Raw genomic sequence first — 5,106 nt, forward strand, 5'->3', positions numbered from 1 at the left:
TGGCCGTCTGGGCGGGCGACCAGGTCGGTGCCCCCACCGTCGAAGAACTCACCCTGCACCACCCCCTCGTCCTCCCCGAGCGGGACGCCGTACAGCTCCAGGTGGTCGTGGGACACCAGGATGACTCCGGCCGGCGCGCTCTGTCGATCCACTCGCGCCCGGAACCGTCGGAGACGGGGGGCGAGAAGCCCTGGCAGGAACACGCGACAGGCGCCCTCACCACCGTACGAACCTCCCCCAACTCCCTTGCCGTCACCGGAACGTGGCCTCCGTCGGACGCCGCCCCTGTCGACACCGCCGATCTCTACGACCGTTTCGCGGACGTGGGCTTCGCCTACGGCCCGGCCTTCCAAGGCCTGCGCGGCGTATGGCGGCGCGGTGAGGAGCTCTTCGCCGAGGTCGCCCTGCCCACCGGGGTGAGCGGCGACGCGGCGGCGTTCGCGCTGCACCCCGCCCTGCTGGACGCCGCACTGCACGCCGTGGGAGCGGGCGGGCTGCTCGGTGCGGAGAACACCTCGGGGCGGCTGCCCTTCTCGTGGAGCGGGGTCGAGATGCGGGCCTGGGGCGCGTCGTCGCTGCGCGTCCACCTCCTGCGCACCGGTGACGACAGCCTCGCGCTCGCCGTCGCCGACACCTCCGGGCAGCTCGTCGCCACCGCCGACGCGCTCGTGCTCCGGCCCGTGACTGCCGAGCGACTGCGCGCGGACAGCCGACGCAACCTTGACGCGTTGTTCCGTGTCGAGTGGGTCGAGCAGCCGCTGCCGGCTCCGGCCGACACGCTGACCTGGGCCGTGCTGGCGGCGGATGGCACCCCGTACGCCGCACAGGCCCTGGCGGCCGGAGCAGCCGCCACCTACACAGGCATCGACGACCTCGCCGACGCCGTCGACTCCGGCACGCCGCTGCCCGACCTGGTGGTCGTGCCCAGCATCGACACCCCCACCGGCGCAGACGATCAGCCCGGCTTCGACACGGCCACCGCCGCGGACGACCGCCTCCCCGACCTGGCCCACGCCATCACCCATCGTGCCCTGCACCTCGCCCAGACCTGGATCACGGACGAGCGCTTCGCCGGCGCGCGTCTGCTGCTGCTGACCCGCCGCGCGGTCGCTGCACGTCCGGGCGAGCAGGTCACCGGACCGGCGCACGCGGCCGCGCGCGGGCTCGTACGGTCGGCGGGCGTGGAGAACCCCGGCCGTTTCCTCCTGGTAGACGTCGACGAACCCGCCGACGCCTGGCCCCGGTTGGCCGCCCTCGCGGACGGCGACGAGACCGAGTGGGCGGTGCGCGGCGCGGACGTCCTCGTCCCCAGGCTCGCCCGGACGTCGGCGGGACTCGAGGTGCCGGACGGACAGCCGTGGCGCCTGGAGACCCTCGGCCGGGGCACCCTCGACGGGAACCTGGCCCTCGCGCCGTACCCGGAGGCCGGCCGGCCGCTCGCGGAGGGCGAGGTCAGGGTCGGCATGCGGGCGGGGGGCCTGAACTTCCGGGACGTCCTCATCGCCCTCGGCATGTATCCGGGCGAGGCGCGCGTCGGCGCAGAGGGTGCCGGAGTCGTCCTGGAGGTCGGACCGGGGGTGTCCGGAATCGCTCCCGGCGACCGAGTGATGGGTCTCTTCTACGGCCTCCTCGGCCCCGTGGCCGTCACGGACTGCAGGCTGCTCATCCGGATCCCCGACGGCTGGTCGTTCACCGACGCGGCCGCCGTGCCCGTCGTCTTCCTCACGGCGTACTACGGCCTCGTGGACCTGGCGGACCTGAAGGCGGGCGAGTCGGTCCTGGTCCATGCGGCAGCCGGCGGCGTCGGCATGGCCGCCGTGCAGCTCGCCCGGCATCTCGGCGCGGAGGTCTTCGCCACGGCGAGCCCAGGCAAGTGGGACACCGTCCGGTCCCTGGGCATCCCCGACGATCACCTCGCATCCTCCCGCACCCTCGACTTCGGCCGGCGATTCGCCGAGGTCACCGCCGGTCGCGGCATGGACGTCGTCCTGAACTCCCTCGCGAAGGAGTACGTCGACACCTCGGCCGCGCTGCTGCCGCGGGGCGGACGCTTCCTGGAGATGGGCAAGACCGACATCCGGCACCCCGAGGAGGTGACGGCGGCCCACCCGGGCGTGCGCTACCAGGCGTTCGACATGCTCGAAGCGGGCCCCGACCGCATCGGTGAGATGTTGACCGCGCTCGTGGACCTCTTCGAGAGCGGGGCCCTGCGACCGCTCCCGGTGACCACCTGGGACGCCCGTGCGGCCGGCGAGGCGTTCCGCTTCCTCGGCCAGGCCCGGCACATCGGCAAGGTCGTCCTCACTGTCCCGCAGACAGAGCCCCGGGACACGGCCGCCGACGGGACGGTCCTCGTCACCGGTGCGGGCGGCGCCCTGGGCGGCCTGATCGCCCGGCACCTCGTCACGCGGCACGGCGTACGCCGCCTGGTGCTCGCCGGACGTCGCGGAAGCCGTACCCCGGGAGTCGACCAACTCCTCGCGGAACTGTCCGAGTTGGGTGCCCAGGCGGACGTGGTCGCCTGCGACGTCTCGGACCGCGACGCCCTGGCCCGACTGCTCGACACCATCACCGAGAACTCCACCCTGCACGGCGTGATCCACGCGGCCGGCGTGCTCGACGACGGGATCATCACCTCCCTCACCCCCGAGCGGGTGGACACCGTGCTGCGGCCCAAGGCCGATGCCGCCTGGCATCTGCACGACCTGACCCGCGGACTCGACCTTGCCCACTTCGTGGTCTTCGCGTCCGCCGCCGCCACCTTCGGTGCGGCCGGCCAGGCCGGGTACTGCGCGGCCAACACCTTCCTCGACGCCCTCGTCGAACACCGCAGGGCGCTCGGCCTGCCCGCCGTGTCGATGGCGTGGGGACTGTGGGGGCAGCCCGGCGGCATGGCGGCGTCCCTCGGCGACGTCGACCGGCGGCGCATGGCGGGCGGCGGCCTGGTGCCGCTGACCGAGGCCGACGGTCTCGCCCTGTTCGACGCGGCGCTGGAGCACGGCGCCCCGACCCTCGTGCCGGCCCGCCTCGACCTGGCGGGACTGCGCGGGCGCGGCGGCGCGGGATCGCCGCTCCTGCGCGGCCTGGTCCGTGCGACGGCCCCGCGCGCCCAGGACGGCGCCGGCACCCCGGCCACCGGACTGCGCAGGCGCCTGCACGGCCGTAGCGAGGACGAGCAGCTGCGGATCGTCCTCGACCTGGTGCGGGCCCAGGCGTCCGCCGTCCTCGGGCACGGCTCCCCGGACGCGGTCGAGGCGGGCCGCGCCTTCCAGGAGATGGGCTTCGACTCGCTGACCGCCGTCGAACTGCGCAACCGCCTGAACACCGAGACCGGTGTCCGGCTTCCCGCCACCCTCGTCTTCGACCACCCGACACCCCGCGCCCTCGCGGCGCGCATCGTCGCCGACGTCAGCGGCGAGCTCCCCGGCACGACCGCCCCGGCCCCCGCCGTCACGGCCGACAGCCAGGAGCCCCTCGCCGTCGTCGGCATCGCCTGCCACTTCCCCGGCGGGGTCGACTCGCCCGACGACCTGTGGGAACTGGTCCTCTCCGGCGGCGACGGCATGTCCGGCTTCCCCGCCGACCGCGGCTGGGACCCCACCGGCCTCTACGACCCCGACCCGGACCGGCAGGGCACCACCTACGCCCGCCACGGCGGCTTCCTGCACGACGTCGCCGGGTTCGACGCGGCATTCTTCGGGATCTCCCCGCGCGAGGCCGTCGCCATGGACCCCCAGCAGCGACTCCTTCTGGAGACCTCCTGGGAGGCCCTGGAACGCGCCGGACTCGACCCCGCCGCCCTGCGCGGCTCGCGCACCGGCGTCTTCGTCGGCGCCAGCGGCCAGACCTACTCTTCGCTCCTCGCCCGCGCCGCCGACAACTACGAGGGCTATCTCCTCACCGGCAGCACCGGCAGCGTCCTGTCCGGTCGCCTCGCCTACACCTTCGGCCTGGAGGGGCCGGCGGTGACCGTCGACACCGCCTGCTCCTCGTCGCTGGTCGCCCTGCACCTCGCCGGGCAGGCGCTGCGCACCGGCGAGTGCGAACTCGCCCTCGTGGGCGGCGTCGCCGTGCTGTCCACGCCCGACCTGTTCGTGGAGTTCAGCCGGCAGCGCGGACTGTCGCCCGACGGCCGCTGCAAGGCGTTCGCCGACACCGCCGACGGAACAGCGTGGGCCGAGGGCGTCGGCATGGTCGTCGTGGAACGGCTCTCCGACGCCCGGCGCAACGGGCACCGCGTGCTGGCGGTGGTGCGCGGCAGCGCGGTGAACCAGGACGGCGCCTCCAACGGCCTGTCCGCGCCCAACGGCCCCTCCCAGCAGCGCGTCATACGCCAGGCCCTCGCCAATGCGGGCGTCCGCGCCGCCGACGTCGACCTCGTCGAGGCGCACGGCACCGGGACCAGGCTCGGCGACCCCATCGAGGCGCAGGCGCTGCTCGCCACCTACGGTCAGGAGCGCGACGACCAACAGCCGTTGTGGATAGGTTCGTTGAAGTCCAACATCGGCCACACGCAGGCGGCCGCGGGCGTCGCGGGACTCATCAAGACCGTGATGGCGCTCCGGCACGGTGTCCTGCCCAGGACCCTCCACGTCGACCGGCTGACCCAGGAGGTCGACTGGGACAGCGGAAACGTGCACGTCCTCACCGAGGCCCGGCCCTGGCCGGAACTGGGGCGGCCCCGGCGGGCCGCGGTCTCCGCGTTCGGGGTGAGCGGCACCAACGCGCATGTCGTCGTCGAGCAGTTCCCGGAGACCGACCGTACCTCCGGCGACACGCAGGCCGCGCTGGTGGTCCCGTGGGTGCTGACGGCCCGCTCGGCGACCGCCCTGCGCGGCCAGGCCCAGCTCCTGCTCTCCTCGCCCGCCGTCCGTGAACTGCCCTACCAGGACACCGGTCTGGCACTCGCCGCCACCCGCTCGGCGCACGAGCACCGGGCCGTGGTGGTCGGCACCGACCGAGACGAACTACTGTCCGGGCTGCTGGCCGTCGCCCAGGGCGGCACCACCGCCCACACCGTCACCGCAGCGACCGGCACCGACGACCGCCCGGTGTTCGTCTTCCCTGGTCAGGGGGGTCAGTGGGTGGGGATGGCGGTGGAGTTGC

At 74.2% G+C, this 5,106-nt stretch carries 1 protein-coding gene and 1 pseudogene; both read left to right on the forward strand.

Annotated features, from left to right (window positions below):
• Positions 1-53: 53 nt before the first annotated feature.
• Positions 54-98 (forward strand): annotated as a pseudogene (locus tag ACFSL4_RS15770) (hypothetical protein); the annotation flags it as partial.
• A gap of 9 nt (positions 99-107) precedes the next feature.
• The coding region (locus ACFSL4_RS15775; RefSeq protein ID WP_381082928.1) for an SDR family NAD(P)-dependent oxidoreductase at positions 108-5,106 on the forward strand (4,999 nt) is incomplete at its 3' end.

Origin of the sequence: Streptomyces caeni, from assembly GCF_042678285.1 — a bacterium.
Classification (GTDB): domain Bacteria; phylum Actinomycetota; class Actinomycetes; order Streptomycetales; family Streptomycetaceae; genus Streptomyces; species Streptomyces caeni.